27 protein-coding genes are annotated in these 26133 nt (G+C 64.9%); 15 read left to right on the top strand and 12 right to left on the bottom strand.

What is annotated here, in order from left to right:
* The first annotated feature begins 36 nt into the window (after positions 1–36).
* From rph to PJW05_RS26010, 3 genes are all read left to right on the top strand, one after another.
* Entirely contained in the window at positions 37–756 is a 720-nt protein-coding gene (gene rph / locus PJW05_RS26020; RefSeq protein ID WP_271409801.1) for a ribonuclease PH, read from the top strand.
* Positions 757–785: 29 nt separating this feature from the next.
* Complete coding sequence (locus tag PJW05_RS26015) at positions 786–1151, top strand: DUF4870 domain-containing protein (RefSeq protein WP_271409800.1); 366 nt, start codon at positions 786–788, stop codon at positions 1149–1151.
* A gap of 107 nt (positions 1152–1258) precedes the next feature.
* Positions 1259–2480 (top strand): IS3 family transposase gene (locus PJW05_RS26010; protein ID WP_271408853.1). Its coding sequence is split into 2 segments (ribosomal slippage): positions 1259–1614 and positions 1613–2480, totalling 1224 coding nucleotides; the frame shifts between segments, so codons are not numbered across the junction.
* 52 nt (positions 2481–2532) lie between these two features.
* Here the strand turns inward: PJW05_RS26010 and PJW05_RS26005 are convergent.
* The gene (locus PJW05_RS26005; protein ID WP_069086259.1) at positions 2533–3312 is read right to left on the bottom strand and encodes an exodeoxyribonuclease III; all 780 of its coding nucleotides are present in this window, start codon (positions 3310–3312) and stop codon (positions 2533–2535) included.
* 80 nt (positions 3313–3392) lie between these two features.
* On the opposite strand from PJW05_RS26005, the gene pyrE reads away from it, so the two are divergent.
* The gene (pyrE, locus tag PJW05_RS26000; RefSeq protein ID WP_271409799.1) at positions 3393–4034 is read left to right on the top strand and encodes an orotate phosphoribosyltransferase; all 642 of its coding nucleotides are present in this window, start codon (positions 3393–3395) and stop codon (positions 4032–4034) included.
* A 21-nt stretch (positions 4035–4055) separates the two neighbouring features.
* Positions 4056–4646: a DUF4124 domain-containing protein gene (locus PJW05_RS25995; protein ID WP_271409798.1), complete on the top strand. Its 591-nt coding sequence runs from the start codon at positions 4056–4058 to the stop codon at positions 4644–4646.
* A gap of 22 nt (positions 4647–4668) precedes the next feature.
* On the opposite strand, the gene PJW05_RS25990 is transcribed toward PJW05_RS25995, so the two are convergent.
* Genes PJW05_RS25990 through coaBC form a run of 5 tightly spaced genes read right to left on the bottom strand, consistent with a single transcriptional unit; the run spans position 4669 to position 10403 of the window.
* The gene (locus tag PJW05_RS25990) at positions 4669–5112 is read right to left on the bottom strand and encodes an acyl-CoA thioesterase (RefSeq protein WP_271409797.1); all 444 of its coding nucleotides are present in this window, start codon (positions 5110–5112) and stop codon (positions 4669–4671) included.
* A 60-nt stretch (positions 5113–5172) separates the two neighbouring features.
* Positions 5173–6078 (bottom strand): acetylglutamate kinase, encoded by a 906-nt coding sequence (gene argB, locus PJW05_RS25985; protein ID WP_271409796.1) that lies wholly within the window; start codon positions 6076–6078, stop codon positions 5173–5175.
* Positions 6079–6099: 21 nt separating this feature from the next.
* Complete coding sequence (locus PJW05_RS25980; RefSeq protein ID WP_271409795.1) at positions 6100–8694, bottom strand: phosphomannomutase/phosphoglucomutase; 2595 nt, start codon at positions 8692–8694, stop codon at positions 6100–6102.
* Positions 8695–8732: 38 nt separating this feature from the next.
* Positions 8733–9188 carry a dUTP diphosphatase gene (dut, locus tag PJW05_RS25975; protein WP_271409794.1) on the bottom strand — a complete coding sequence of 152 codons (456 nt, stop codon included), beginning with the start codon at positions 9186–9188 and terminating at the stop codon, positions 8733–8735.
* A gap of 6 nt (positions 9189–9194) precedes the next feature.
* The gene (coaBC, locus tag PJW05_RS25970) at positions 9195–10403 is read right to left on the bottom strand and encodes a bifunctional phosphopantothenoylcysteine decarboxylase/phosphopantothenate--cysteine ligase CoaBC (protein ID WP_271409793.1); all 1209 of its coding nucleotides are present in this window, start codon (positions 10401–10403) and stop codon (positions 9195–9197) included.
* A 138-nt stretch (positions 10404–10541) separates the two neighbouring features.
* On the opposite strand from coaBC, the gene radC reads away from it, so the two are divergent.
* The gene (gene radC, locus PJW05_RS25965) at positions 10542–11216 is read left to right on the top strand and encodes a RadC family protein (RefSeq protein WP_271409792.1); all 675 of its coding nucleotides are present in this window, start codon (positions 10542–10544) and stop codon (positions 11214–11216) included.
* Positions 11217–11270: 54 nt separating this feature from the next.
* Here radC and PJW05_RS25960 read toward each other — a convergent pair whose 3' ends face one another.
* On the bottom strand, positions 11271–12845 hold the full coding sequence (locus tag PJW05_RS25960) for an ABC transporter substrate-binding protein (protein ID WP_271409791.1): 1575 nt from the start codon (positions 12843–12845) through the stop codon (positions 11271–11273).
* A gap of 357 nt (positions 12846–13202) precedes the next feature.
* Here PJW05_RS25960 and rpmB point away from each other — a divergent pair, with 357 nt between their 5' ends.
* Together rpmB and rpmG are read left to right on the top strand one after the other, a co-directional pair.
* A complete protein-coding gene (gene rpmB / locus PJW05_RS25955; protein WP_271409790.1) occupies positions 13203–13439 on the top strand; it encodes a 50S ribosomal protein L28 in 237 nt (78 codons plus the stop codon).
* Between the two features lie 10 nt (positions 13440–13449).
* Entirely contained in the window at positions 13450–13605 is a 156-nt protein-coding gene (gene rpmG / locus PJW05_RS25950) for a 50S ribosomal protein L33 (RefSeq protein ID WP_003457707.1), read from the top strand.
* A 220-nt stretch (positions 13606–13825) separates the two neighbouring features.
* On the opposite strand, the gene PJW05_RS25945 is transcribed toward rpmG, so the two are convergent.
* Together PJW05_RS25945 and PJW05_RS25940 are read right to left on the bottom strand one after the other, a co-directional pair.
* Entirely contained in the window at positions 13826–14191 is a 366-nt protein-coding gene (locus tag PJW05_RS25945) for a cupin domain-containing protein (RefSeq protein ID WP_271409789.1), read from the bottom strand.
* Positions 14192–14205: 14 nt separating this feature from the next.
* Positions 14206–15546: an aspartate aminotransferase family protein gene (locus PJW05_RS25940; RefSeq protein ID WP_271409788.1), complete on the bottom strand. Its 1341-nt coding sequence runs from the start codon at positions 15544–15546 to the stop codon at positions 14206–14208.
* Positions 15547–15776: 230 nt separating this feature from the next.
* On the opposite strand from PJW05_RS25940, the gene PJW05_RS25935 reads away from it, so the two are divergent.
* Both PJW05_RS25935 and PJW05_RS25930 read left to right on the top strand, forming a co-directional pair.
* On the top strand, positions 15777–17270 hold the full coding sequence (locus tag PJW05_RS25935; RefSeq protein WP_271408604.1) for an aldehyde dehydrogenase: 1494 nt from the start codon (positions 15777–15779) through the stop codon (positions 17268–17270).
* 130 nt (positions 17271–17400) lie between these two features.
* Positions 17401–18552: an MFS transporter gene (locus PJW05_RS25930; protein WP_271409787.1), complete on the top strand. Its 1152-nt coding sequence runs from the start codon at positions 17401–17403 to the stop codon at positions 18550–18552.
* A gap of 104 nt (positions 18553–18656) precedes the next feature.
* On the opposite strand, the gene PJW05_RS25925 is transcribed toward PJW05_RS25930, so the two are convergent.
* Together PJW05_RS25925 and dadR are read right to left on the bottom strand one after the other, a co-directional pair.
* A complete protein-coding gene (locus PJW05_RS25925; protein WP_271409786.1) occupies positions 18657–19979 on the bottom strand; it encodes an NAD(P)/FAD-dependent oxidoreductase in 1323 nt (440 codons plus the stop codon).
* 99 nt (positions 19980–20078) lie between these two features.
* Positions 20079–20567, bottom strand: coding sequence for a transcriptional regulator DadR (dadR, locus tag PJW05_RS25920; RefSeq protein ID WP_271409785.1), 489 nt, complete (start codon positions 20565–20567; stop codon positions 20079–20081).
* A gap of 158 nt (positions 20568–20725) precedes the next feature.
* Between dadR and dadA the strand changes: the two genes are divergently transcribed.
* The 5 genes from dadA to PJW05_RS25895 all read left to right on the top strand — a co-directional run bounded on the left by dadA (position 20726) and on the right by PJW05_RS25895 (position 24793).
* Entirely contained in the window at positions 20726–22024 is a 1299-nt protein-coding gene (gene dadA / locus PJW05_RS25915) for a D-amino acid dehydrogenase (RefSeq protein ID WP_271409784.1), read from the top strand.
* Entirely contained in the window at positions 21999–22352 is a 354-nt protein-coding gene (locus PJW05_RS25910; protein WP_271409783.1) for a RidA family protein, read from the top strand. The genes dadA and PJW05_RS25910 overlap by 26 nt, the downstream gene beginning before the upstream one ends.
* A 68-nt stretch (positions 22353–22420) precedes the next feature.
* Complete coding sequence (gene alr, locus PJW05_RS25905) at positions 22421–23488, top strand: alanine racemase (protein WP_271409782.1); 1068 nt, start codon at positions 22421–22423, stop codon at positions 23486–23488.
* A gap of 200 nt (positions 23489–23688) precedes the next feature.
* Positions 23689–24237 carry a cupin domain-containing protein gene (locus PJW05_RS25900; RefSeq protein ID WP_271409781.1) on the top strand — a complete coding sequence of 183 codons (549 nt, stop codon included), beginning with the start codon at positions 23689–23691 and terminating at the stop codon, positions 24235–24237.
* Between the two features lie 133 nt (positions 24238–24370).
* Positions 24371–24793, top strand: a complete 423-nt coding sequence (locus tag PJW05_RS25895; protein ID WP_333908713.1) for a c-type cytochrome — start codon at positions 24371–24373, stop codon at positions 24791–24793.
* A 150-nt stretch (positions 24794–24943) separates the two neighbouring features.
* Here PJW05_RS25895 and PJW05_RS25890 read toward each other — a convergent pair whose 3' ends face one another.
* Positions 24944–26020 (bottom strand): fimbrial protein, encoded by a 1077-nt coding sequence (locus tag PJW05_RS25890; protein WP_271409780.1) that lies wholly within the window; start codon positions 26018–26020, stop codon positions 24944–24946.
* Positions 26021–26133 lie beyond the last annotated feature (113 nt).

The raw sequence follows: 26133 nt of genomic DNA, 5'->3' as shown, positions 1-26133 counted from the left end.
ATGGCGGGCAGATTTCTCCCGAACAGGTAAGCCCCGATGAAACGTCCCAGTGGCCGCGCGGCCGAACAGCTGCGTCCGATCCGCATCACCCGCAACTACACCAAGCACGCCGAAGGCTCGGTACTGGTGGAATTCGGGGATACCAAGGTGATCTGCACGGCCAGCGTCGAATCCGGCGTGCCGCGCTTCCTCAAGGGCCAGGGCCAGGGTTGGCTGACCGCCGAGTACGGCATGCTGCCGCGCGCGACCGGCGAGCGTAACCAGCGCGAGGCCAGCCGTGGCAAGCAGGGTGGCCGCACCCTGGAGATCCAGCGGCTGATCGGCCGCTCGCTGCGCGCCGCACTGGACATGAGCAAGCTGGGCGAGAACACCATCTACCTCGATTGCGATGTGATCCAGGCCGACGGCGGCACCCGCACCGCCTCCATCACCGGTGCGATGGTGGCCCTGGTGGATGCGCTGAAGGTGCTGAAGAAGCGCGGTGCGCTGAAAGGCGAGCCGCTGAAGCAGATGGTCGCCGCGGTGTCCGTGGGCATCTATCAGGGCGAGCCGGTGCTGGATCTGGACTACCTGGAAGACGCCGCTGCCGAGACCGACCTGAACGTGGTCATGACCGATGCCGGCGGCTTCATCGAGGTCCAGGGCACTGCCGAGGGTGCGCCCTTCCAGCCGGAAGAGCTGACCGCCATGCTGGACCTCGCGCGCAAGGGCTTGAACGAGCTGTTCGAGCTGCAGCGCGCGGCCCTGGCCGACTGACATCCCCCATCCGCACGAGGAGCGTAGGAATGGACGAGCCCACTCACTATCAGGAGCCGAGCCGGGAAGTGCGGCAATGGGCGATGTTCTGCCACTTCTCCGCCTTCCTCGGCCTGGTGTTTCCCTTCGGCAACCTGCTGGGGCCGCTGATCGTCTGGCAGATCAAGAAGGATCTCGATCCCTTCGTCGATGCCCAGGGCAAGGAAGCGCTGAACTTCCAGATCACCGTGGCGCTGGCGGTGGTGCTGTGCTTCCTGCTGATGCTGATAGTGATCGGCTTTCCGCTGCTGGGGCTGGTGAGCATCGGCGCCCTGGTGCTGACCATCATCGCCGGCATCAAGGCCAACGAAGGCCAGGCCTATCGCTACCCCTTCTGCTGGCGGCTGGTGAAGTAGGCCGAAACGCGGGCAAGAAAAAGCCGGCTCGAAAGCCGGCTTTTTTCTGCCTGGTGTCCCGTCCTGAATAAGGTTTACACCTTGGCCTTTGTTTTCAGGAGCGTCCCATGGCGCAAGGTGTACGACGTAGCCAGCGCGATTACACGCTGGCTTTTAAATTGGCGGTCGTCGACCAGGTCGAAAAGGGCGAAATGAGTTACAAGGAGGCTCAGGCCCGTTATGGCATCCAGGGTCGGTCGACGGTGTTGGTGTGGTTACGCAAGCACGGTCGGCAGGATTGGAGCCAGGGGGCGTCCATCCGTACCGCAAGGAGCCTTTCCGTGTCCGAGCCCGATCGACCCTTGACCCCCGAGCAACGCATCAAGGAACTGGAGCAGCAGCTGGAGCTAGCCAACCAGAAGGCCCAGTTCTTTGAGGCCGTGGTGGATGTGCTGAAGAACGACTACGGCGTTTCCATCGTAAAAAGCGTACCGGCAAGTCCTCACGCAAAGGCAAGTCCAAGGGCTGAGCGTTAGCAGGGCTTGCCAGTTCATGGGCATCAGTCGCCAGGCCTATTACCAGCGCAACCGGACGGCGGATCGCCGCGGCCATCAGGATCGACAGGTCGCCCAGTTCGTGCGGCACCTGCGGATGCGTCAGCCGCGCCTGGGCACACGGAAACTGCATTTCGTGCTTCAGCGTCAGGCCGACCCGAGGCTGCGGGTCGGGCGGGATCGCCTGTTTCGCGTGCTGGCCGAGCACCGGCTGCTGATCTTGCCCAAGCGGGCGTATCACAAGACCACTCAAAGCTTTCACCGCTTCTATCGCCACCCCAATCTGCTCAAGCCCGGCCCGCAGCAAGTGCAGCCCGACGCGCCGGAACGGGTCTGGGTCGCCGACATCACCTACCTGCCCAGCCAAAGCGGCCCGTTGTACCTGAGCCTGGTCACCGATGCCTACTCGCGCAAGATCGTGGGGCACCATGTCCATGAAGGGCTGCATGCCGAGTCGGTTGCCCGGGCTTTTAGCCTGGCCTTGCAGCGGCGCCGGACGCGCCAGCCCCTGGTGCATCACTCGGACCGTGGCATCCAGTACTGCTCGGCGCATTACCAACGCCTGCATGCCCAGCACGGCATTACCTGCTCGATGACCGATGGCTATGACTGCTACCAGAACGCCCTGGCCGAGCGGGTCAACGGCATCCTGAAGAACGAACTGCTGACCCAGACTCCAGCGAACCTGGTACAAGCCCGCCGGATGGTGCGCGAGGCCGTGGACATCTATAACCGGGAACGCCCTCACCAAGCCCTGAAATACAAAACGCCCGATGCGGTGCATCGGGCGTTTTGAGGTCTGGATCCTGGCCTGATAGGTGTAAACCTATTTCAGGACTAGACATGGGTCACACGCTCAGCAGCCAGTCGTAGTCGACGATCAGCGGCGCATGCTGGGAGAAGCGCGGCTGGCGCGGCAGCTTGGCGCTGCGCACGAAGCGGCGCAGGCCCGGGGTCAGCACCTGGTAGTCGAAACGCCAGCCGAGGTTGAGCATCTCGGCCTGCTCGCTGTCCGGCCACCAACTGAACTGGTCACCTTCGCGGCTGACTTCGCGCAAAGCATCGACATAGCCCATGTTGCCGAACACTTCGTCCATCCAGGCCCGCTCGGGCGCCAGGAAGCCGGGAATCTGCTGGCAGTCGCGCCAGTTCTTCACGTCCAGCTTCTGGTGGGCGACGTAGAGCGAGCCGCAGTAGATGTACTCGCGGCGCTTGCGGCGCTGCTTGTTCAGATAATGGGTGAGGTCGTCCATGAACTTGAACTTGTGGTTCAGGTTCTCGTCCCCGCCTTGCCCGGAAGGCAGCAGCAGGGTGGCGATGCTTACCTTGTCGAAATCAGCCTGCAAGTAGCGTCCGTACCGATCGCAGGACTCGAAGCCGAGCCCCCAGATCACCGCCTTGGGTTGCAACCGCGAATAGAGCGCCACGCCACCCTGGGCAGGCACTTCGGCATCGCCGGCGTAGAGGAAATAACCATCCAGTTGGAAGGCAGGGTCGTCCAGGTCGAAGGCGGAGGCACGTGTGTCTTGCAGGCAGATCACGTCGGCATTCTGGGCTTGCAACCAGCTGAGGAGACCTCGCTCGGCTGCCGCCTGAATACCATTCACGTTCACACTGATGATCCGCATAAATGGCCCCCAAAAACACGTGCGTGTATGATACCCGAGCTCTTTCTTTTTAGCTAAATCCGTGCCGTCCGAGGCTTTTCATGCAGGCGTACCAGCGCGATTTCATTCGCTTTGCCATCGAGCGCGGAGTTCTGCGTTTCGGTGAGTTCACCCTCAAATCCGGGCGTACCAGCCCCTATTTCTTCAATGCCGGTCTGTTCAACAGCGGCCTGGCCCTCGCCCAGCTCGGCCGATTCTATGCGGCCGCCGTGGTGGACAGCGGCATTCCTTTCGATGTGCTGTTCGGCCCGGCCTACAAGGGCATTCCCCTGGCGGCGGCAACTGCCGTGGCGTTGGCCGAGCACCACCAGATCGATATCCCCTGGTGCTTCAACCGCAAGGAAGCCAAGGACCACGGCGAAGGCGGCACCCTGGTCGGCGCACCGCTGGCCGGTCGCGTGCTGATCATCGATGACGTGATCACCGCCGGCACCGCGATCCGCGAAGTGATGCAGATCATCCAGGCGCAGGACGCCCAGGCGGCCGGCGTGCTGATCGCGCTGAACCGTCAGGAACGCGGTCAGGGCGAGCTCTCGGCTATACAGGAAGTGGAGCGTGACTTCGGCATGCCGGTGGTCAGCATCGTGTCCCTGGAACAGGTTCTGGAATACCTGGCCGGCGACACCGAGCTGAAGCAGCACCTGCCGGCTGTGGAAGCCTATCGCGCCAATTTCGGTATCTGATCTTCGGGGCTGGGAGTCCTCATGCTGAAGTCGCCATTGCGCCGGGGCCTTTCGCTGGTTCTGCTGCTGCCGGCACTGGCCGGGGCGGCGGAGTTGTATCGCTATGTCGATGACAAGGGCGTGACCGTGCTGGATCGCCAGGGCGTTCCGCCGGAGTACATCGGCAAGGGCTATGAGGTGCTCAACGAGCAGGGGCGGGTCGTTCGCGTGATTCCGCCGGCACCCAGTCGCGAAGAGATGCAGCGCCGGCTGGACGAGAAGGCACGCGCCAGCTCCGATGCGCGGTTGCTGCGCCTGTACACCGGCGTCGAGGACGTGGACCGGGCCCTGGAGCGCAAGTTGGCCGAACTGGACGGGCTGATCGGCGTCGCACGGGGCAACCAGCAATCCCTGCGTACCCAGCAGGCCAACCTGCAGAGCCAGGCGGCGGAAAGCGAACGCGCCGGGCGTGAGGTTCCGGTGCATTTGGTGGAGCAGATCGACAGCCTGCGCGAGCAGCAGAAGGGACTGGAGCGGGACATCGCGCGCTACCAGAAGAACCGTGAAGCGGCCAAGGCAAGCTTTGCCGCGGACCGTGCGCGGTTAGCCGAACTCCTCGGCGGCTCCCGCTAGGGGCCACGCCCGGCCCGGCGTTTCAGTCGGCCGGGGCGACCCGCTCGAAAGCGCCCACCCGCTCCCTCAGCCAGTCCGGCAGTCGCGCGCTTTTGCGGCTGGCGGCATCGGCGTGCACGTAGACCACTTCGCCGGAGGTCAGCTGCTCCTCGTTCCGCCAGATGCCCAGCTCGAACGCCATGCTGGCACCGCCCAGGCGGCTGACCCGTACACCGATTTCCAGCGAATCGTCGAAGCGAGCCGGCGCCAGGTACTCCAACAAGGTTTTCACGGCGAAGAAGTCGCCGCCGTCTTTCAGCAGGTCGGCCGGGTAGGCCACCTCCAGCGCACGGAAATATTCGGTGATGGCGACGTCGGCATAGGTCAGGTAATTGCCGTTGAAGACGATGCCTTGCGGGTCCACCTCGGCCCAGCGCACTCGCAGGGCGTGGAAGAAGCGGAAGTCGTCGCGGGACAGCTTGGCCATGTTGTCGCCTCCTGAAAGACAACAGGCCGGATCGCTCCGGCCTGTCTGGTGTGGCTCCGCTCAGTGACGCTTGCGGTTGGTGATCAGGGTGCCGACGCCGCTGTCGGTGAAGATCTCCAGCAGCACCGCGTGGGGCACGCGGCCGTCGATGATGTGTGCCGCATTCACGCCGCCCTGCACCGCATCCAGTGCGCAGCGGATCTTCGGCAGCATGCCGCCGTAGATGGTGCCATCGGCGATCAGGTCGTTGACCTGCTCGGTGGAGAGGCCGGTGAGCACCTTGCCCTGCTTGTCCATCAGGCCGGCGATGTTGGTCAGCAGCATCAGCTTCTCGGCCTTCAGCGCCTCGGCCACCTTGCCGGCCACCAGGTCGGCGTTGATGTTGTAGGACTCGCCGTTGGCGCCGACGCCAATGGGGGCGATCACCGGGATGAAGTCGCCCTTGACCAGCATGTCCAGCAGGTCGGTGTTGACGCTGGCGACCTCGCCCACGTGGCCGATGTCGATGATCTCCGGCTGGGTCATCTCCGGGGTCTGGCGGGTGACGGTGAGCTTCTTCGCGCGGATCAACTCGGCGTCCTTGCCGGTCAGGCCGATGGCGCTGCCGCCATGGCGGTTGATCAGGTTGACGATGTCCTTGTTCACCTGGCCGCCCAGGACCATTTCCACCACATCCATGGTCTGTGCGTCGGTCACGCGCATGCCGTCGACGAAGTGGCTCTCGATGGACAGGCGCTTGAGCAGGTCACCGATCTGCGGACCGCCACCATGCACCACCACCGGGTTGATGCCGACGGCCTTCATCAGCACCACGTCGCGGGCGAAGCTGGCCTTCAGCTCGTCGCTTTCCATGGCGTTGCCGCCGTACTTGACCACCAGGGTCTTGCCGACGAAGCGGCGGATATAGGGCAGCGCTTCGGACAGGACCTGGGCGACTTGGGAAGCGGCGTCGAGGCTGAGGGTCATGCTGGGCTCCAGTGAATCGGATCAGAACGGCAGGTTGAGTTCGGGGGCGATGAGGGTGAGCTGGCTGCGGAACACCTGCTTGATGCGCTCCAGCTCTTCCTCGGTGTCGGCCTCGAAGCGCAGCACCAGCACGGGCGTCGTGTTGGAGGCGCGGCACAGGCCCCAGCCCTTCGGATAATCGACACGCACGCCATCGAGGGTGGTGAGGTTGGCTTCGCCCCAGTTGGCCTCGCGCTGCAGGCGCTCGATCAGGCGGAACTTGCTCTCGTCGGTGACGGTGATGTTGATTTCCGGAGTGGAGACGTCTTTCGGGAAGGCCGAGAACACAAGTTCGGCGTCACGTTTGTCCTGGCTGAGGATCTCCAGCAGGCGGGCGGCGCTGTAGATGCCGTCGTCGAAGCCGTACCAGCGCTCCTTGAAGAAGATGTGTCCGCTCATCTCGCCGGCCAGCAGGGCACCGGTTTCCTTCATCTTCTTCTTGATCAGCGAATGGCCGGTCTTCCACATCACCGGGCGGCCGCCGTAGCCGCTGATGAGGGCGGTCAGGCGGCGGGTGCACTTCACGTCGAAGATGATGTCGGCGCCCGGGTTGCGGGAAACCACGTCCTTGGCGAACAGCATCAGCAGGCGGTCGGGGTAGATGATGGTGCCTTCGTTGGTCACCACGCCGACGCGGTCGCCATCGCCGTCGAAGGCCAGGCCGAGGTCGGCCTTCTCTTCCTTCACCTTGGCGATCAGGTCTTCCAGGTTCTCCGGCTTGCCCGGGTCCGGGTGGTGGTTGGGGAAGGTGCCGTCGACGTCGCAGTAGAGCGGGATCACGGTGCAGCCCAGGGCTTCGATCAGTTGCGGGGCGATCACGCCGGCCACGCCGTTGCCGCAGTCCACCACCACTTTCATGGGCCTGGCCATGGCGATGTCGTCGCGGATTTCCTGGAAGTAGCGGTCGAGCACGTCCACCGCCTCGACACTGCCCACGCCGCTGGCCAGGTCGTTGTTCTGGATGCGGGTGTGCAGCGCGGTGATCTGCTCATTGGCGAGGGTTTCGCCGGCCACCATGATCTTGAAGCCGTTGTAGTCCGGCGGGTTGTGGCTGCCGGTGAGCATCACGCCGGACTTGCCGGCCAGCACGTTGGCGGCGTAGTAGAGCGCCGGGGTCGGCACCATGCCGACGTCGCTGACCTGGCAGCCGCAGTCCAGCAGGCCCTGGATCAGCGCCTGCACCAGCTCGGGACCGGAGAGGCGGCCGTCGCGACCGACCGAGACGCAGGGTTCGCCACGGGCCAGGCTCTCGGAACCGATGGCACGGCCGACCCAGTAGGCGGTTTCGGTGGTGAGGGTATCGCCGACCACGCCGCGGATGTCGTACGCGCGGAAGATGCTGGCGGGGAGGTTGGGGGCGATTTGTTCGATGCTGGTCATCGCAGGGGCTTGCTCCAATCCCAGGAGGTCCTGGTCTTCGTCGAGGATGTCGATATCGAGGATGTCGGTATCTTGGAAAAGCGGGCTGGCCAATTCGGCCGGGCGGGCGGATGTCGGGGCAGTGGGGTTGCCGCTGGCCGTCAGGCCCGCGCCATTGCCTGGCGTCGGTTCGGGTTTTCGCCGGGTCTGGCGGGCGAGCGCCTGGGCCAGGCTGTCCAGCGCCGGCAGGCGCAGGCTGAAGGCTTTGACGCTCTTGCCGTTCGAGAGTTCTTGCAGCAGTTGGTTGAGCTGCTGGGCGTCTTCACGCAGCTTGCGTTGCAGGGCGCCCTGGCTGAGCTTCAGGCCGAGCAGGGCGCCACCGAGGGCGAGCAGGGCGGCCAGGGCCAGTACCAGCGGAGAAAAGGCGCTCTGGGTCAAAGCGGGTCCCGGCGTGAAGCTGAGCTTCCAGTTCGGGTTGCCGCTGTCCAGGGCGATGGGAGCATCGCTGGCGGCCTGTCCGCGCTGGCTCAGGATCTGGGCCGGGGCGTTGCTGAATTGCTGGGTCAGCTGCAGCTGGCCGATATCCGCCGGCAGCGGCGGCAGGCTGCGCAGCAGGCGTTCCAGGTCGAACACCAGCAACAGGGTGCCCTGGGGCGCGCTCTGTTCGTTCAGGCGCAGTGGCGCGGCGCTGTAGACCAGCCAGCGCTCGCCCACCTTGTAGGCTTCCGGGCTGGGTTTCTGGCCGTTTTCCAGGCGGCGCAGCATGTCCAGCGCGGCGAAGTTCATCGGCGCGGCGCGCTGGCTGTTCTGCTGGGCCTGGCCGGGCAGGTTCAGGTGTGCGTCGACCACGCCATCGCGGTAGCCCAGGCCGCGTTCGGCGGCCATCAGTTGGCCGATGTCGCCGCTTTGGAGGGCAGCGATCAGGCTGGGGTCATGGGCCGCCGCCGCGGTATCGGCCTGCAGTTGGCCGATGGTCTGGCGCAGGGTCGCGGCCTGGCTGCCGCCCCAGGCCTGGCTGAGCTGCTCGACCTGATGCTGCTTGGCCGGGCCGAGGGCGCCGAACCAGAGCAGGGCACCGGCCGCGGCGATCCCCACGAAGGCGGCCAGCGCACCGGGGAGCAGGTCGTCGGCGGCCCGCTGGCCGGACCTGGTTGCGGACGCCCGACCGTTCGATCCGTTATGGGCGGCGTCCTTGCTGCTGCGCTTGAAGAGTTTCACTGAACGTCTCCTGGGCGGTTCGTCCTGGTTCGGGGCTGTCAGTGGCTGCCGGTGTGACCGAAGCCGCCGGCGCCGCGCTGGCTTTCGTGGAACTCGTCGACCAGTTCGAAGTGCGCCTGGACCACCGGCACCAGCACCAACTGGGCGATGCGCTCGCCGATGGCGATGCGGAAGGCGGTCTGGCCACGGTTCCAGCAGGACACCATCAGTTCGCCCTGGTAGTCGGAGTCGATCAGGCCGACGAGGTTCCCCAGCACCACGCCGTGTTTGTGGCCCAGGCCCGAGCGGGGCAGGATCAGCGCGGCCAGGCCCGGATCGGCGATGTGGATCGACAGGCCGGTCGGGATGAGGACGGTCTGGCCCGGCTCGAGGACGATTTCCTCCTTGAGCATGGCGCGCAGGTCGAGGCCGGCGGAGCCCGGCGTGGCGTATTGCGGCAGCGGGAATTCGCTGCCAAGGCGGGAATCGAGGATCTTGGCTTGCAGTGAGTGCATGGAGTCTCAGGCCCGGTTGAGGCGGTCGGCGATGAAGGTGATCAGCTGGCGGGCGATCTTGCCCTTGCTGGTCTGGGCGAAGCTGGACTGGGCCAGCTCGCGGTCGATGACGGTGATGGCGTTCTCTTCGCTGTTGAAGCCGATGCTGGGGTTGGCCACGTCATTGGCGACGATCAGGTCGAGGTTCTTGTCCTTGAGCTTGCGCGAGGCGTACTCCAGCAGGTTCTCGGTCTCGGCGGCGAAGCCCACGCTGAAGGGGCGGTCGGGCCGGCTGGCGAGCGTCGCGAGGATATCGGGGTTGCGTACCAGCTGCAGCAGCAGGCCTTCGCCGCTGGTCGGGTCCTTCTTCATCTTGTGCGGGGCGACCACTTCCGGGCGGTAGTCGGCCACGGCGGCGGCGGCAATCAGCAGGTCGCAGGGCATGGCCGCTTCGCAGGCGGCGAGCATGTCGCGGGCGCTGACGACGTCGATGCGATTGACCCGGTCCGGCGTCGGCAGGTGTACCGGGCCGGTGATCAGGGTCACCTTGGCGCCCGCTTCCACCGCTGCTTCGGCCAGGGCGAAGCCCATCTTTCCTGAGCTGTGGTTGGTGATGTAGCGCACCGGGTCGATGTTTTCCTGGGTCGGGCCGGCGGTGATCAGCACATGCCGGCCGGTGAGCGCGCGGTGCTCGAAGCAGTCGGCGGCGAGCTGGGCCAATTGCTCGGCCTCCAGCATGCGGCCGAGGCCGACGTCGCCGCAGGCCTGGCTGCCGGCGGCCGGGCCGAACAGCCGCAGGCCGCGCTTGGAGAGGATTTCCAGGTTGGCCTGGGTGGCCGGGTCGCGCCACATGGCCTGGTTCATCGCCGGAGCCAGGGCGACCGGCGCATCGGTGGCCAGCACCAGGGTGGTCAGCAGGTCGTCCGCCACACCCTGGGCCAGGCGCGCCATCAGGTCGGCGGTGGCCGGGGCGATCAGCACCAGGTCGGCCCAGCGGGCCAGCTCGATGTGGCCCATGGCCGCTTCGGCGGCGGGGTCGAGCAGGTCAAGGTGGACGGGGTGCCCCGAGAGGGCCTGGAGGGTCAGGGGGGTGATGAACTCGCGGCCGCCCTGAGTCATCACGACACGGACCTCGGCGCCTTGATCGCGCAAGCGGCGAACCAGTTCGGCGCTCTTGTAGGCGGCAATGCCGCCGCCCACGCCCAGAAGGATGCGTTTCCGATAGAGCCGCTGCATTAGGCCTGCCTTTTTATAAGGTTGAAGATGCGCTGCGGCGAAGGCGCCTCCCCAGGCCGATCGCCGCGCAAAAAAGGTGGGTTAAGATAGCACAGCGACCGCACTGGAACAGCGGCGCGGCTCAATCATGGAGGTGTCATGAGCATCCGCAATTGGCCCGCGGCGGAGCGTCCGCGGGAGAAGCTTCTCACACTGGGTGCGGCGGCCCTGAGCGACGCCGAACTCCTCGCGATCTTCCTGCGTACCGGGGTGGCGGGACGTAGCGCCGTCGACCTCGCCCGCCACCTGCTCAACGACTTCGGCAGCCTGCGCGCCCTGCTGGAAGCCGGGCTGCAGGAGTTCAGCCAACACCTCGGCCTCGGTCCGGCCAAGTTCGCCCAATTGCAGGCGGTGCTGGAAATGGCCCGCCGTCACCTGGCCGAGGAATTGCGCCGTGATTCGGCCATGGAGAGTCCGCAGACGGTGCGCGATTTTCTCAAGGCGCAGTTGCGCCATTGCCAGCACGAGCAGTTCGCCTGCCTGTTCCTCGATGCCAAGCACCGTGTGCTGGCCTTCGAGGTGCTGTTCCACGGCACCATCGACGGTGCCAGCGTCTACCCGCGGCAGGTGGTCAAGCGCGCCCTGGCGCACAACGCGGCGGCGCTCATCTTCAGTCACAACCACCCTTCGGGAATCGCCGAGCCCAGCGAGGCCGACCGCCAGCTGACCCAGCGTCTCAAGGAGGCGCTGGCGCTGATCGACGTGCGGGTGCTCGACCATTTCGTCGTTGGCGATGGAGAGCCGCTGTCGATGGCGGAGCGCGGTTGGGTCTAGCCGGTCGTCGAAGGGCTACCTGCGTTGCCATCGTCCTGGTGTTTCAACGGCCCGCTAGTCCAGCTTCACCCTGGAGAAGTCCTGTCGGCCGAAGGGATTGACCTGGTAACCCTCGACGTTGGCGCGGGTCAGGGCGAACGCGGTGGGGTGGGCGAGCGGTAGCCAGAGGGCCTGTTCGCGGATGATCTGCTGGGCCTGCCGGTAGCGCGTGGTGCGTTCATCCTGATCGGTGTGGGTCTTGCCGTCGGCGATCAGCTTGTCGAGTTCGGCGTTGCAATAGCGCGCGAAGTTGAGCCCGGACTGCACCGAGGCGCAGGAAAACTGCGGGGTGAGGAAGTTGTCCGGATCGCCGTTGTCGCCGGCCCAGCCCATGAACAGCAGGTCATGCTCGCCGGCCTTGGCGCGACGGATCAGCTCGCCCCACTCGATCACGCGGATTTCCGCCTGGATGCCCACCTCGGCCAGGTCGGCTTGCAGGAGTTGGGCGCCGAGGCTCGGGTTGGGGTTCAGCAGGCTGCCGGAAGGGCGGGTCCAGATGGTGGTCTTGAAGCCATCCTTGAAGCCGGCTTCGGCCAGCAGTGCCTTGGCTTTCTTCGGGTCGTGGGGGTAGGCCGGCAACTGGCTGGCGTAACTCCAGGTATTCGGCGGGTAGGGACCGTCGGCGGCGCTGGCGCTGTCCTCGAACACGGCCTTGAGGTAGCTCGGCTTGTCGAAGGCGAGATTGATCGCCTGGCGCACCTCCGGCTTGTCCAGCGGCGGGTGCTGGCTGTTGATGCCGACGAAGGCGGTCATGAACGCCGGGGTCTGAATCACCCGGATGTCCGGGTTGGTGGCGGCGGACCTCACGTCCAGCGGCTTGGGCGACAGGGCGATCTGGCATTCGCCGCGCCGCAGCTTCTGCAGGCGCACGTTGGCATCGGGAGTGATGGCGAAGACCAGGCCGTCGATGCCGGGTTTGCCGGCAAAGTAGTCCGGGTTGGCGGCATAGCGCACGGCGGCGTCCTTCTGGAAGCGGCGCAGCACGAAGGGGCCGGTGCCGACGGGCTGGGCGTTGAGCTTCTCGGGGGTGCCGGCCTTCATCAATTGGTCGGCGTACTCGGCCGAATAGATGGAGGCGAAGCCCATGCTGAGGGTGGCGAGGAAGGTGGCGTCCGGCTTGTTCAGGGTGAAGCGCACCTGATGCTCGTCGAGTTTCTCGATGCGCTTGATCAGCGCCGGCAACTGCATGGACTGGGCATGTGGGAAGCCGCTCTGGGCCACCTTGTGCCAGGGGTTGGCCGGGTCCAGCATGCGCTGGAAGCTGAACACCACATCATCGGCATTCAAGGCGCGGCCGGGCTTGAACCAGTCGGTGCTGTGGAAGGTCACGCCCTGGCGCAAGTGGAAGGTGTAGGAGAGACCGTCGGCGGCGATCTCCCAGCGTTCCGCCAGGCTCGGCGCCAGCTGGCTGTTCCGGGCGTCGAACTCCACCAGGCGGTTCATCAGCACGTCGGCCGAGGCATTGGTGGTGGTCAGGGAGTTGTACTGCACCACGTCGAAGCCCTCGGGGCTGGCCTCTGTGCAGACGCTCAGGGTGGCGGACTGGGCGAGCAGGGGGGCGAGCAGCAGCGGAAGGGCGGCAAGACGCATGGCGGGCTCCTTTGCGATGGCGGGTGACCCATGGCGGGCCAAAGGCCTTACCCTAGACCAAGGCCGGCTGGTGAACAATGCACGGTTGGCGACGAGTGGTCGCGCCGTCGCAGCCGCCCCGCAGCGGCGGCGTGGGCGCCATTGCGGCGCTGCCGGGCCTGTGGGTAAAACGCTACGGCCCTTGCTGCACTAGGGGCTTTCTGATATAAAGCAGCGCTCTTTTCTGGGGGCCCGGTCTTTCGCAGTCTTTGTGCGGCCGGTAAGACCCTGACGAGACGGGCGCTTCAGCGCCCATAATCTGAGAGTTCAAGCGGCCAACCCATGCCGGGTTGGGCATGTGGTTTAGAGGGCTGAGGCATGTCGAGAGTCTGTCAAGTAACCGGTAAGGGTCCGGCTACTGGGAACAACATTTCCCACGCAAACAACAAAACCCGTCGTCGTTTCCTGCCGAATCTGCAGCACCATCGCTTCTGGGTCGAGTCCGAGAAGCGCTTCGTGCGTCTGCGCGTTTCCGCCAAGGGCATGCGTATCATCGACAAGCGCGGTATCGATGCCGTGCTGAGCGAGCTGCGTGCTCGCGGCGAAAAGGTTTAAGGAGCTAATCATGCGTGAACTGATCCGTCTGGTGTCCAGTGCCGGTACCGGCCATTTCTACACCACCGACAAGAACAAGCGCACCACTCCCGACAAGATCGAAATCAAGAAATTCGATCCGGTTGTGCGCAAGCACGTGATCTACAAGGAAGCCAAGATCAAGTAATTGATCCGGCCCTTGCGAAGAAGCCCGCCCAGTGCGGGCTTTTTCATGCCTGCGATTCGTGCCGTGGAGTCGCAGGATGGGGGGAGCTGGCGATACTCATCGATCTTCACGCGGCAGCATGGGTATCGCACGGAGTACAAGGGCTGGTCTCTCGCCCAGGTCCATAAAAAAGCCCGCCAGAGGCGGGCTGAAGGGTGACAAGCATTGGGGACGATCAGGTTCAGGAAGCGGCCTGTTCGAAGATCACGTAGACCTTGCGGCAGGGCTCCAGCACTTCCCAGGTGCCGGAGAAGCCGGCCGGGATGACGAAGCGATCGCCGGCGCGGACCGTCTTGGCGTTGCCGTCCGCGTCGCGGAGCACCGAGACGCCCTGGAGGATTTCGCAGTACTCGTGCTCGGTGTAGCTCACGGTCCAATGGCCCACGGCGCCCTCCCAGATGCCCACATTGAACTGCCCGCAAGGGCTGCCGTAGTGGTTGCGCACGCTTTGCTCGGGGTCGCCCTTGAGGACCTTCTCGGGTGCCGGACGATAGTGTTCCGGGGCGGTGGTGGCCTGGGCGAAGTCGACGATCTGCTGGATGTTCATGGTGCGGTCCCTGTTCAGGCGGCCTTGCGGATGGCGTCGGCGAGGGTGCCGACGAGAATGTCGATCTGTTCCTTTTCCACGATCAGCGGCGGCGACATGGCAATGGTGTCGCCGGTGACGCGCACCATCACGCCATCGCGGAAACACTGCTCGAAGACCTGGAAGCCGCGCTTGCCCACGCCTTCGGCGCTCGGCGCCAACTGCACGCCGCCTACCAGGCCCACCGCGCGGACGTCGATCACGTTGGGCATGTCTCTCAGGCTCAGCAGCGCATCCTGCCAGTAGTCTTCCAGCTCGATGGCGCGCTCGAACAGGCGCTCGCCCTGGTAGAGGTCCAGGCTCGCCAGCGCGGCGGCGCAGGCCACCGGGTGTCCGGAATAGGTATAGCCGTGGAAGAACTCGATGGCGCTTTCCGGTCCCTGCATGAAGGCCTGGTAGATTTCTTCGGCAACGAACACCGCACCCATGGGGATGGCGCCGTTGGTCAGGCCCTTGGCGCAGGTGATGAGGTCTGGGGGGACGCCCCAGCGCTGGGCGGCGAAGGCCTGGCCGACGCGGCCGAAGCCGGTGATGACTTCGTCGAAGATCAGCAGGATGCCGTGCTTGCGGGTGATTTCGCGCAGGCGCTGCAGGTAGCCCACGGGCGGCAGGATCACCCCGGCCGAACCGGACATGGGCTCGACAATCACGGCGGCGATGTTCTCCGCTCCGTGCAGGGTGACCAGGCGCTCCAGCTCATCGGCCTTCTCGATGCCGAATTCCGGCAGGCCGCGACTGAAGGCATTGCGCTGGATGTCCAGGGTGTGCGGCAGGTGGTCCACGTTCGGCAGCAGGGCGGGGAAGGCCTTGCGGTTGTTGACCATGCCACCCACCGAGATGCCGCCGAAGCCGACGCCGTGGTAGCCCAGTTCGCGGCCGATCAGACGGGTGCGGGTGCCCTGGCCGATGGCGCGCTGGTACGCCAGAGCGATCTTCAGGGCGGTGTCCGCCGACTCCGAACCGGAGTTGGTGAAGAACACCTTGTTCAGGCCCTTGGGGGCGATGTCGGCCAGGCGCTCGGCCAGCTCGAAGGGCAGCGGGTGGCCCATCTGGAAGGTGGGGGCGAAATCCAGCTTGGCGATCTGCCGGCTCACCGCTTCGGTAATCTCCCGGCGGCCGTGGCCGGCGTTGCAGCACCAGAGGCCGGCGGTACCATCCAGCACCTGGCGACCGTCGCTGCTGGTGAAATACATCCCTTCGGCGCTTTCCAGCAGGCGCGGATTGGCCTTGAACTGGCGGTTGGCGGTAAAGGGCATCCAGAAGTCATCGAGGCTGTTGGATATTCTGCCCGGTTGTGGTGAATTGGCGTTGGTCATCGGGGCTACCAGAAAAGGCGAGGTAAGGTGTCGTAGTGATTTCGCCGGAGTCTATGTTTAATATAACGAACATGACAAGGGTGTTTAGTGGTCATCTGTAAAATATATTGAAAAGGCTGGCCCGTCTGGTTTAGGGTTGCGAGGATGGCCATGCGTAGGTAGGCCTTGCAGAATTTTTGACAGTGCATGCCCTGAGCTGGCGGCACTCTTTCTAATAAGAGGAAAGCTCCATGACCACCCTGACCCGTGCTGACTGGGAACAACGCGCCAAGTCCGTGCAGATCGAGACCCGCGCCTTCATCCATGGCGAGTACACCCACGCCGTTTCCGGCGAGACCTTCGACTGCATCAGCCCGGTCGATGGCCGCCTGCTGGGCAAGGTCGCCAGTTGTGACCTGGCCGACGCCGAGTTGGCGGTGAAGGATGCCCGCGCGGTGTTCGAATCCGGCGTGTGGTCGCGCCTGGCACCGGTCAAGCGCAAGGCGGTGATGATCCGCTTCGCCGAGCTGATCGACGCCCATGCCGAGGAGCTGGCCCTGCTGGAAACCCTGGACATGGGCAAGCCGATCGGCGATTCCCTGAGTGTCGACGTCCCGTCTGCGTCCCGCGCCATCCGCTGGAGCGGCGAGGCTATCGACAAGATCTACGACGAAGTCGCCGCCACCCCGCACAACGAGCTGGGCCTTGTGACCCGCGAGCCGGTGGGCGTGGTCGCCGCCATCGTGCCGTGGAACTTCCCCCTGCTGATGACCTGCTGGAAACTCGGTCCGGCCCTGGCCACCGGCAACTCCATCGTCCTCAAGCCGTCCGAGAAGTCGCCGCTGACCGGCATCCGCATCGCCCAACTGGCCATCGAAGCCGGCATCCCGGCCGGTGTGTTCAACGTGCTGCCGGGCTTCGGCCACACCGTGGGCAAGGCTCTGGCCCTGCACATGGACGTCGACACCCTGGTCTTCACCGGCTCCACCAAGATCGCCAAGCAACTGATGATCTACGCCGGCGAGTCCAACATGAAGCGCGTCTGGCTGGAAGCCGGCGGCAAGAGCCCGAACATCGTCTTCGCCGACGCCCCTGACCTGCAGGCCGCCGCCGAAGCCGCTGCGGGCGCCATCGCCTTCAACCAGGGCGAAGTCTGCACCGCCGGTTCGCGCCTGCTGGTGGAGCGCTCCATCAAGGACAAGTTCGTGCCCATGGTGGTCGAAGCAATCAAGGCCTGGAAACCGGGCAACCCGCTGGACCCGGCGACCAACGTCGGCGCCCTGGTGGACACCACCCAGATGAACAACGTGCTGTCCTACATCCAGGCCGGCCATGACGACGGCGCCAAGCTGGTGGCTGGCGGCAAGCGCGTGCTGGAAGAAACCGGCGGCACCTACGTCGAGCCGACCATCTTCGACGGCGTGGACAACGCCATGCGCATCGCCAAGGAAGAAATCTTCGGCCCGGTGCTGTCGGTGATCGCCTTCGACAGCGACGCCGAAGCGGTCGCCATCGCCAACGACACCATCTACGGCCTGGCCGCGGCGGTGTGGACCAGCAACCTGTCCCGCGCCCACCTGATTGGCAAGGCCCTGCGCGCCGGCAGCGTCTGGATCAACCAGTACGACGGCGGCGACATGACCGCGCCCTTCGGCGGCTTCAAGCAGTCCGGCAACGGCCGCGACAAGTCGCTGCACGCGTTCGACAAGTACACCGAGCTGAAAGCCACCTGGATCAAGCTCTGATTCCACACTGAGGTCCGCCCCTCGCAGTGCGAGGGGCCGGCTCTACGAGCCACGCCTGCGGCCGGGTTTCCATTTTTGGAACCCGGCCTTTTTGCTTTGTAGCCCCACACGGAACGGGAGGACATCGGCCATGCGTTGGGGAACCTATTTCGCGGTCTGCGGCGCCGTCATCAGCATTGGCCTCGCGCTGGGCGTGACCATGCCGCTGGTGTCGTTGCGCCTGGAAGGCTGGGGCTACGACACCTTCGCCATCGGCGTGATGGCGGCGACGCCGGCCGTCGGCGTGCTGCTCGGTGCCGTATTGGCCGGGCGCCTCGCGGCCCGCCTGGGGACCACCACCCTGATGCAGCTGTGCCTGTTGGTGGGCGCTCTGTCGGTGGCCCTGCTGGCGCTGGTGCAGTCCTACCCGGTCTGGCTGGTGCTGCGCCTGCTGATCGGCATCGCCCTGACCGTGGTGTTCATCCTTGGCGAGAGCTGGATCAATCAGTTGGCCGTGGAGGAGTGGCGTGGCCGGCTGGTGGCGTTGTATGGCACCGGATATGCCCTGAGCCAGCTCTGTGGCCCGCTGCTGCTGAGCGCCCTCGGCACCGGCAACGATTCGGGCTTCTGGACCGGCACCGGCCTGCTGGTCGGGGGCTCCCTGTTGCTGCTCGGCCGTACCGGTGCGCCCAGGGTCGATGCCCACAGCGCCTCGGGGCGCGGGCTCTGGTCCTTCTGCGCGCGGCTGCCGACCATCGCCTGGGCGGTGGTGCTGTTCGCCGCCTTCGAGGCCATGATGCTGACCCTGCTGCCGATCTATGGCTTGCGCCAGGGCTTCACCCAGGAAGTCGCGCTGCTGATGGCCAGCGTGGTGGTGGTGGGCGATGCCGCCTTGCAGTTGCCCATCGGCTGGCTGGCCGATCGCCTGTCGCGGCTGAATCTGTTCCGCGCCTGTGGCGTCCTGCTGCTGGTGAGCAGCCTGGCCATTCCGCTGCTGCTGCACACACCGCTGATCTGGCCGGTCTGGGTGCTGTTCGGCGCCAGTGCGGGTGGTCTGTTCACCTTGGCGCTGATCCTGATCGGCGAGCGCTACCGGGATGATGAACTGGTGCGGGCCAATGCCCACATCGCCCAGCTCTGGGGGATCGGCTGCCTGGTGGGGCCGCTGGTGACCGGCGCCGTGAGCCAGTGGGCCACCGGCCATGCGCTGCCGCTGATGATGGCCCTCGGCGCCGCCGGCTTCGTCTGGCTGGCCTGGACCCGTGAGCTATTCGAGGACGGCGCCGAGGCAATTCCCGATTAAAATTCGTGCCCAGGTAGGATGGGTAGAGCCTGCGAAACCCATCAACGTGGCCGGGGCGCAATCGTAGGGTGGAAATCCGTGTGACGGATTTCCACCAAAGGGGATCAGACGACCCCCACCGCTTCCTTCATCCGATACCAGAGCATGCCCAGCGCCAGCAGCGGCGAACGCAGGTGACGGCCACCGGGGAAGGTGATGTGCGGCACCCGCGCGAAGATGTCGAAGCCGCTGCCCTGCTCGCCGCAGATGGCCTCGGCCAGCAACTGGCCGGCCAAGTGGGTGGCGTTCACCCCGTGGCCGGAATAGGCCTGGGCGAAGTAGACGTTGGGCTGGTCCGGCAGCCTGCCGATCTGCGGCAGGCGGTTGGCGCCGATGCCGATCATGCCACCCCACTGGTAGTCGATGCGGACGCTCTCCAGCCTGGGGAAAACCTTGAGCATCTTCGGCCGCATGTAGGCGGCGATATCCGCCGGGTCGCGTCCCGAATAGTGACAAGCGCCGCCGAACAGCAGGCGGTTGTCGGCGGAGAGGCGATAGTAGTCCAGTGCCACGCGCTGATCGCAGACCGCCATGTTCTGCGGCAGCAGCTCATGGGCGAGGTCGGCGGGCAGCGGCTCGGTGGCGATCACATAGCTGCCGGCCGGCAGCACCTTGCCGCCGAGCGTGGCGTTGAGCTCGTTCATGTAGGCGTTGCAGCCCAGCACCAGGGTCTTGGCGCGAACCTGGCCCTGGGCGGTATGCACCTTCACTTCCGCGCCGTAGTCGATACGGTTGACCGCCGAATGCTCGAACAGGCGCACGCCGAGGGACTGCGCCGCGGCCGCCTCGCCGAGGGCCAGGTTGAGAGGGTGCAGGTGGCCGGAGCCCATGTCGATCAGGCCACCGGCGTATCGGTCCGAGCCCACCACGCTGCGCATCTCGCCGGGTTGCACCAGACGCAGCTCGTGGCGGTAGCCGAGGCTTTTCAGCTCTTCCACGTCTTCCGCGAAGCCGGCGAGATGGCTGGGCTTGTTGGCCAGGTCGCAGTAGCCCCAGGTCAGGTCGCAGTCGATGGAAAATTCCTCGACGCGGCGGCGGACGATTTCCACCGCTTCCAGGCCCATCAGCTTGAGGGCACGTACGCCGTCGGCGCCGATCACCGACTCGAACTGTTCGACGCCATGCCCGACGCCGCGGATCAACTGCCCGCCGTTGCGCCCGCTGGCGCCCCAGCCGATTTGCCGGGCCTCCAGCAGCACCACCGAACGGCCGCGCCGGGCCAGCTCGATCGCGGTGTTCAGCCCGGAGAAGCCGCCACCGACAATGCACACGTCGGCCAGCTCCTCGCCCGCCAGGGGCGGGTAGTCGATGCGCCGATTGGCGGTCGCGGCGTAATAGGAGGGGGCGTGATGTTCGGTGTGCACCGGGAGGCGAACGCGGGCGTTCATGTGCGAAATCCTGATTTTATTGTTTGGAAAATTTAACGCCCGGGCAGGATAAGGCGAACCCCCCGAGCCTGCCAAGGGGTTCGGAACGCTCGTAACAAATCAGTCCGGAATCGGCAGGTTCAGTGATTCCTTCACTTCTTCCATGACGATGTAGGACTTGGATTCGCGCACGTGGGGCAGCTTCAGCAGGATGTCGCCGAGCAGTTTGCGGTAGGACGCCATCTCGTTGATCCGCGCCTTCACCAGGTAGTCGAAGTCGCCCGACACCAGGTGGCATTCCAGCACGTGGGGCAGCTTGAGCACGGCGCGGCGGAACTCCTCGAAGGTGTCGCCGGACTTGTAGTCCAGGCTGATTTCGACGAACACCAGCAGGCTGGCCTTCAAGTGCTGCGGATTGAGCCGGGCGTTGTAGCCGAGAATGATGCCCTCGCGCTCCAGACGGCGGACGCGCTCGGTGCACGGTGTGGTGGAAAGCCCGACGCGCTCGCCCAGTTCGGTGAAGGAGATGCGGCCGTCCTCCTGCAGGATTCGTAAAATATTCCGGTCTATCTTGTCCAGTTCACGCCGGGACTGATGCTGGGTGCGCATGGTGGATGCCCCTCCGCTGGAGCGTATTCTGCCGAGAATTATCGCCAAATATAGCTTTCTATATAGTGAATATCACTGGTGCTGTCTCCCTATACTTCGCGCCAGTAACGCTCAAAATAACAAACGCAGCGGATTCCCCGTCGCGACTGGAGACAGACATGCGAGTGATGGTCCTTGGCAGTGGTGTGATCGGTACGACAAGCGCCTATTACCTGGCCCAGGCAGGGTTCGAGGTGGTCGTGGTCGACCGCCAGAACGCCGTGGCCATGGAAACCAGCTTCGCCAACGCCGGCCAGGTTTCCCCGGGCTACGCCTCGCCTTGGGCCGCCCCCGGCGTGCCGCTGAAAGCCGTCAAGTGGATGCTGCAGCAGCACGCGCCGCTGGCCATTCGCACCACCAGCGACATCGACCAGTACCTGTGGATGACGCAGATGCTGCGCAACTGCACCGCCGCCCGCTATGCGGTGAACAAGGAGCGCATGGTGCGCCTGTCCGAGTACAGCCGCGACTGCCTCGACGAGCTGCGCGCTGAAACTGGCATCAGCTATGAAGGCCGCGCGCTCGGGACCACCCAGCTGTTCCGCACCCAGGCTCAGGTCGATGCCGCAGCCAAGGACATCGCCGTGCTCGAAGCCTCCGGCGTGCCCTACGAACTGCTCGACCGCGAGGGTATTGCCCGCGTCGAGCCGGCCCTGGCCAAGGTCAAGCACAAGCTGGCCGGCGCCCTGCGCCTGCCCAACGACCAGACCGGCGACTGCCAGCTGTTCACCACCCGCCTCGCCGAAATGGCGGTGAAACTGGGCGTGGAATTCCGCTTCGGCCAGAACATCGAGCGCCTGGACTTCGCCGGCGATCGCATCAACGGCGTGTGGATCGACGGCAAGCTGGAAACCGCCGATCGCTACGTGCTGGCCCTCGGCAGCTACACCCCGCAAATGCTCAAGCCGCTGGGCATCAAGGCCCCGGTCTATCCGCTCAAGGGTTATTCGCTGACCGTGCCGATCACCAATCCGGCCATGGCTCCGACCTCGACCATTCTCGACGAGACCTACAAGGTCGCCATCACCCGTTTCGACAAGCGCATCCGCGTGGGCGGCATGGCCGAGATCACCGGCTTCAATCTGGACCTGAACCCGGCTCGCCGCGACACCCTGGAAATGATCACCGCCGACCTCTACCCGGAGGGTGGCGACCTGTCCCAGGCCAATTTCTGGACCGGCCTGCGCCCGGCCACCCCGGACGGCACGCCGATCGTGGGGGCAACGCCGTTCCGCAACCTGTTCCTCAACACCGGGCACGGTACCCTTGGCTGGACCATGGCCTGCGGTTCCGGCCGCCTGCTCGCCGACCTGATGGCGCGCAAGCGTCCGCAGATCAGCGCCGAAGGCCTGGACATCTTCCGTTATGGCAATTCCAAGGAGACCCCGAACAATGTCAATCCAGCGCCTGCGCACTGAAACCCGCTACAGCGAAATCGTCATCCACAACGGCACCGTCTACCTGGCCGGCCAACTGGATGAGAAGCACAGCGAGGGTGTCGGCCAGCAGACCCGCGAGACCCTGGCCGCCATCGATGCGATGCTGGCCGAGGCCGGCACCGACAAGAGCCGCATCCTCTCGGTGACCATCTACCTCAAGGACATGGAAGCCGACTACGCCGCGATGAATGCGGTGTGGGACGCCTGGGTACCGAAGGGCGCCGCCCCGGCCCGTGCCTGTGTCGAGGCGAAGCTGTATTCGCCCGACGTGCTGGTGGAAATGACGGTCATCGCCGCACTGCCTTAAGTTTTTTGCTCAGCCCGGTGTTCGCACCGGGTTTTTTCCGCCCGATCAAACGAGAAGAAGCCCTCGCCATGCGTCCCGCCCGTGCCCTGATCGACCTCGAAGCCCTGCGTCACAACTACCGCCTCGCCCGCGAAGTCAGCGGCGCCAAGGCCCTCGCCGTGGTCAAGGCCGACGCCTACGGCCATGGTGCCGTGCGCTGTGCCCAGGCCCTGGAGTCCGAGGCCAATGGTTTCGCCGTGGCCTGCATCGAGGAAGCGCTGCAACTGCGCGCGGCGGGCATCCGCAAGCCGGTGCTGCTGCTGGAAGGCTTCTTCGAGGCCGATGAACTGGAACTGATCCAGGAACACGACTTCTGGACGGTCGTGCACGCCAATTGGCAGCTGGAGGCTATCGAGCGCGCTGCCGTGCGTAAGCCGCTGACCGTCTGGCTCAAGCTGGATTCGGGCATGCACCGCGTCGGCCTGCACCCGGCCGAGTACCGCGACGCCCATCAGCGCCTGCTGGCCGGCGGCAAGGTCGAGAAGATCGTGCTGATGAGCCACTTCGCCCGGGCCGATGAGCTGGATTGCGCCAGCAGCGTCGAGCAGGTCGCCGTCTTCGAGCAGGCCCGCGCCGGGCTCGAAGCCGAAGTCAGCCTGCGCAATTCGCCTGCCGTCCTCGGTTGGCCGCAGGTGCCGAGCGACTGGGTGCGCCCCGGCATCATGCTCTACGGCGCCACGCCTTTCGAGCAGGCCCAGCCGCTGGCGGAACGCCTGAAGCCGGTGATGACCCTGGAATCGAAGATCATCAGCGTGCGCGAGCTGCCCGCCGGCCAGCCGGTGGGCTATGGCGCCAAGTTCGTCACCGAACGCCCGACCCGCGTCGGCGTGGTCGCCATGGGGTATGCCGATGGCTACCCGCGCCACGCGCCCACCGGTACGCCGGTGAGCATCGACGGTCGACCGAGCCGGCTGATCGGCCGCGTGTCCATGGACATGCTCACGGTCGACCTCACCGACCTGCCCGAGGCCGGTCTCGGCAGCCGCGTGGAACTCTGGGGCAACGCGGTACTGGCCAGCGACGTGGCCGCCGCGGCCGGCACCATTCCCTACCAGATCTTCTGCAACCTGCGCCGGGTGCCGCTCGTCTACGTCTGATCAGCCCGATTGATGGCGGAGTGATCAGGAAATCGATCATTTCGCCGACGTTATCTGGCAAGTCATTACTTCTACTGGGATATTTCTCGGGACGGGGAAAGTTCACGCAGTATCGACAGCCCACGTGTTGTAAATACTGAACGCTGTTGCCATGATACGGCGACCGTGACCACCCCTGATCCCCAAGGAGGAGCCCGCCATTGGACGTCGGTGTTCGACTGCAAGCCATCCGTAAGCTGAAAGGCCTGTCCCAGCGTGAGCTCGCCAAGCGCGCGGGTGTCACCAACAGCACGATTTCCATGATCGAGAAGAACAGTGTCAGCCCTTCCATCAGCTCGCTGAAAAAGGTGCTGGGTGGCATTCCCATGTCGCTGGTGGAGTTCTTCTCCCTCGATCTCGAGCAGGAAAACCAGGTCCAGGTGGTTTATCGGGCTTCCGAACTCACCGATATCTGCAGCGGCGCCGTCACCATGAAACTGGTGGGCAAGGCCCATCCCAGCCGCGCCCTGGCGTTCCTCGACGAGACTTATCCGCCCGGTTCCGACACCGGTGACGAGATGTACGCCCATGACGGCGAAGAGGCCGGCATGCTGGTGGAAGGCCGCCTGGAACTGACCATCGGCAGCGAGGTGTACATCCTCGAGCCCGGCGACAGTTACTACTTCGAAAGCAGCAAACCGCATCGTTTCCGCAACCCGTTCGACGCTCCGGCACGCCTGATCAGCGCCACCACGCCGGCGAATTTCTGAGTTCCCACCGCCGCCACGGTCATTTCCCTGCGACAAGTTGGGTTGTTTCAGCGCGACGGACTAACCGTATATACTTGCGCCCGCCCGCGAAACCGTGGCCGCGGGCGATACTAGCCACGATGAGGGTGTAAGGGTGAACCTAATCAAGAAGATGCTGGCGGCCCATGCTGCCGTATTGGCCCTGTGGGCTGTTAGCGCCCAGGCCGCGACCGACGACGCCATTGCCGAGCGCCTCAAGCCGGTGGGTGAGGTCTGCGTACAGGGTCAGGAATGCAAGGGCGTTGGCGCCGTAGCAGCCGCTGCTGGCGGCGGTGCTCGCACGCCGGACGACATCATCGCCAAGCACTGTGGCGCCTGCCACACCGCGGGCGTCCTGGGTGCGCCGAAGATCGGCGACACCGCTGCCTGGAAAGAGCGCGCCGACCACCAGGGCGGTCTCGACGGTATCCTGGCCAAGGCCATCACCGGCATCAACAGCATGCCGCCGAAGGGCACCTGCGCGGACTGCACCGATGATGAGCTGAAAGGCGCCATCAAGAAGATGTCCGGCCTGTAACCGCGTCGTCATCGACGAAAAAGCCGCCCGAGGGCGGCTTTTTCATGCCCGCTCGCTGCGACCTGTTGTCGCAGTCCATGCCTTGCAGGCTGACCTGCAGCTGTCGGCGTGAGCTCGTTTGCAATTGAATCGCTCCCTGGCGCGCGAGACCTACTGATAGCTCATGGTGAAGGTCGCGCTCGCATTCGCGCTGCCGGCCGTGATCTCCGGTTCCGTCTGCACATAGCGGGCCTCCAATGGAATGCGAAAGCCGGCCTGCCCCTGGTTGATCGTCCCGGCGCTCCACTGGTTGGTATTGCCGGCGGCGCTGGAGTCCGGGCCGTAGCTCAGGACTGTACTGTCCTTGAGAATCTGGATTGCGATGCCCTTTGCTGTCGAGTCGCCGGAGAGTGACAGTCGGTTCGATGTATTTCCCGGCGACGCAGCATCCGTCAGCGTTACAAAGGCCCGGCTCGCGGTCTGGGGGTCGCCTCCCGAACAGCGCAACGCGATTTCGAACTGCTGGGTGGGCGATGTGGAGCCAACCCCGCTGAAAGTGGTCGAGGAAACCACACGTCCCATCGGCACGTCGATTTTCGTTGTGCCAACTTCGCAGGTTGGAACGCTGGGAAGGACGCTGACCGGTGAGGCGAATCGGTATTCGACCAGAAGATCGCCGGATGCCGTGTTCGCGGTGTAACGACCGAAGGCTCCGCTAAGCGTGCCGTGAGCGGTAATTTCTCCGGTCCTGACCAGTTGGATCGTTGGCTTGTAGTCGGGTTTCCAGCTAGTCGAGAGCCAGGAACTGCTGGCTTTGTACGGCCAGGGCGTCTTCGAGTCCGAATCGATAATTCGCATGCCGACTCCGGCTATGCCGGTGGGGTAGACGTTATTCGCATCCGGCACGCCAATACCGGAAACATAGGTAGATGTGAACCATGAGCAAGAGGTTTCTGGCGGAAGTTTCTTGGCATTCTGGAATGCTATGGTTCCCGTCGCTTCATAGATGACGCCGCCAATGGGCGTGTCCCCGGGGCTGAAAGGCGGCGGACTGAAACCATTGATCGTCGCGTAGTAGTAGTTCTTGCCGTCCGTTGTACCGCCGCCGGTTAGGGCGCCCGAGGGATTGCAGGCAGCGTATGTGTAAACCGACGCGAACATCGTGAGGACAAATGCTGTCCCCAGACTCACGGGCTTGGTGGGAAAACGAATCCGTGTTTTGGCACTTCTGTCGTCTGTCGATTTCATAGAGTAAGAATTTCAGGGAAGTTAAAAGAAGATTCCCTATTTTATTTTCTTTTCCCCATATTTTTTGTAGGAAGCGTCCTTCAGGCTTGTCAGTTTTCTCTCTTGCATGGGCG

The sequence above is a fragment of the Pseudomonas sp. Q1-7 genome (assembly GCF_028010285.1).
Lineage (GTDB): Bacteria > Pseudomonadota > Gammaproteobacteria > Pseudomonadales > Pseudomonadaceae > Metapseudomonas.
Note: the sequence above shows the minus strand (reverse complement) of the source record. Positions and strands in the feature narration are given on the sequence as shown.

Excerpts from the sequence above, each read along its gene's own strand:
- rph (WP_271409801.1), top strand. The coding sequence starts at position 37 with ATGAAACGTCCCAGTGGCCGCGCGGCCGAACAGCTGCGTCCGATCCGC.
- PJW05_RS26015 (WP_271409800.1), top strand. The coding sequence starts at position 786 with ATGGACGAGCCCACTCACTATCAGGAGCCGAGCCGGGAAGTGCGGCAA.
- PJW05_RS26005 (WP_069086259.1), bottom strand. The coding sequence starts at position 3,312 with ATGCGGATCATCAGTGTGAACGTGAATGGTATTCAGGCGGCAGCCGAG.
- pyrE (WP_271409799.1), top strand. The coding sequence starts at position 3,393 with ATGCAGGCGTACCAGCGCGATTTCATTCGCTTTGCCATCGAGCGCGGA.
- PJW05_RS25995 (WP_271409798.1), top strand. The coding sequence starts at position 4,056 with ATGCTGAAGTCGCCATTGCGCCGGGGCCTTTCGCTGGTTCTGCTGCTG.
- PJW05_RS25990 (WP_271409797.1), bottom strand. The coding sequence starts at position 5,112 with ATGGCCAAGCTGTCCCGCGACGACTTCCGCTTCTTCCACGCCCTGCGA.
- argB (WP_271409796.1), bottom strand. The coding sequence starts at position 6,078 with ATGACCCTCAGCCTCGACGCCGCTTCCCAAGTCGCCCAGGTCCTGTCC.
- dut (WP_271409794.1), bottom strand. The coding sequence starts at position 9,188 with ATGCACTCACTGCAAGCCAAGATCCTCGATTCCCGCCTTGGCAGCGAA.
- coaBC (WP_271409793.1), bottom strand. The coding sequence starts at position 10,403 with ATGCAGCGGCTCTATCGGAAACGCATCCTTCTGGGCGTGGGCGGCGGC.
- radC (WP_271409792.1), top strand. The coding sequence starts at position 10,542 with ATGAGCATCCGCAATTGGCCCGCGGCGGAGCGTCCGCGGGAGAAGCTT.
- PJW05_RS25960 (WP_271409791.1), bottom strand. The coding sequence starts at position 12,845 with ATGCGTCTTGCCGCCCTTCCGCTGCTGCTCGCCCCCCTGCTCGCCCAG.
- rpmB (WP_271409790.1), top strand. The coding sequence starts at position 13,203 with ATGTCGAGAGTCTGTCAAGTAACCGGTAAGGGTCCGGCTACTGGGAAC.
- rpmG (WP_003457707.1), top strand. The coding sequence starts at position 13,450 with ATGCGTGAACTGATCCGTCTGGTGTCCAGTGCCGGTACCGGCCATTTC.
- PJW05_RS25945 (WP_271409789.1), bottom strand. The coding sequence starts at position 14,191 with ATGAACATCCAGCAGATCGTCGACTTCGCCCAGGCCACCACCGCCCCG.
- PJW05_RS25940 (WP_271409788.1), bottom strand. The coding sequence starts at position 15,546 with ATGACCAACGCCAATTCACCACAACCGGGCAGAATATCCAACAGCCTC.
- PJW05_RS25935 (WP_271408604.1), top strand. The coding sequence starts at position 15,777 with ATGACCACCCTGACCCGTGCTGACTGGGAACAACGCGCCAAGTCCGTG.
- PJW05_RS25930 (WP_271409787.1), top strand. The coding sequence starts at position 17,401 with ATGCGTTGGGGAACCTATTTCGCGGTCTGCGGCGCCGTCATCAGCATT.
- PJW05_RS25925 (WP_271409786.1), bottom strand. The coding sequence starts at position 19,979 with ATGAACGCCCGCGTTCGCCTCCCGGTGCACACCGAACATCACGCCCCC.
- dadR (WP_271409785.1), bottom strand. The coding sequence starts at position 20,567 with ATGCGCACCCAGCATCAGTCCCGGCGTGAACTGGACAAGATAGACCGG.
- dadA (WP_271409784.1), top strand. The coding sequence starts at position 20,726 with ATGCGAGTGATGGTCCTTGGCAGTGGTGTGATCGGTACGACAAGCGCC.
- PJW05_RS25910 (WP_271409783.1), top strand. The coding sequence starts at position 21,999 with ATGTCAATCCAGCGCCTGCGCACTGAAACCCGCTACAGCGAAATCGTC.
- alr (WP_271409782.1), top strand. The coding sequence starts at position 22,421 with ATGCGTCCCGCCCGTGCCCTGATCGACCTCGAAGCCCTGCGTCACAAC.
- PJW05_RS25890 (WP_271409780.1), bottom strand. The coding sequence starts at position 26,020 with ATGAAATCGACAGACGACAGAAGTGCCAAAACACGGATTCGTTTTCCC.